The sequence below is a fragment of the Streptomyces sp. P17 genome (assembly GCF_032436805.1).
Classification (GTDB): domain Bacteria; phylum Actinomycetota; class Actinomycetes; order Streptomycetales; family Streptomycetaceae; genus Streptomyces.
The window spans coordinates 1-243 of the sequence record NZ_JAVRBF010001369.1 but is presented as its reverse complement, the minus strand read 5'-3'; the positions used below and the strand labels follow the sequence as shown (position 1 = coordinate 243).

The 243-nt window shown below is 67.9% G+C and carries 1 protein-coding gene; it reads right to left on the bottom strand.

The features are described 5' to 3' along the window. Positions 1–231 (bottom strand): hypothetical protein (locus tag RMT89_RS45005; RefSeq protein ID WP_315889529.1); only part of this gene is annotated, 231 nt, incomplete at its 3' end. Positions 232–243: the final 12 nt, after the last annotated feature.

Below are 243 nucleotides of genomic sequence, written 5' to 3'. Positions count from 1 at the left end.
GCACGCGGTACCGTCGGGTCGCCAGGCGAGGGCGGAGATCGTCTTTGGGGCGTCCGGGAAAGTGTGCACAATCGAACAGTCGGGTTTGAGTTCCACGAGTTTTTTTCCCGCAGCGGCGAAGAGCTGGTCGCCCGCCGGGCGCCAGGCCAGATGCTCGACCCAGGCGTGGCCGAGCGAGGCTTCGTGTGCGAGGGTGCCGGCGGCCAGGACGGCAAGGTGAAGCTCTGGCATCCTGCCACCGGC